Annotated in this window: 1 rRNA gene; it reads left to right on the forward strand. The window is 51.1% G+C overall.

The features are described 5' to 3' along the window. Positions 1-331 (forward strand): 23S ribosomal RNA (locus KI362_RS25305); the annotation flags it as partial.

The following is a 331-nucleotide window of genomic DNA, read 5'->3' on the forward strand; positions in this document are numbered from 1 at the left end:
TCCGAAGCTATGAACTGAAGCCCCAGTAAACGGCGGCCGTAACTATAACGGTCCTAAGGTAGCGAAATTCCTTGTCAGGTAAATTCTGACCCGCACGAATGGCGTAACGACTTGGGCGCTGTCTCAACGAGAGATCCGGTGAAATTTTAATACCTGTGAAGATGCAGGTTACCCGCGACAAGACGGAAAGACCCCATGGAGCTTTACTGCAGCTTGATATTGGACTTTGATACGATTTGTACAGGATAGGTGGGAGCCTAGGAATCCGGAGCGCCAGCTTCGGTGGAGGCGCCGTTGGGATACCACCCTGATCGTATTGGAGTTCTAACCT

Origin of the sequence: Paenibacillus apis (genome assembly GCF_018333295.1) — a bacterium.
GTDB classification, from domain to species: Bacteria; Bacillota; Bacilli; order Paenibacillales; family Paenibacillaceae; genus Fontibacillus; species Fontibacillus antibioticophila.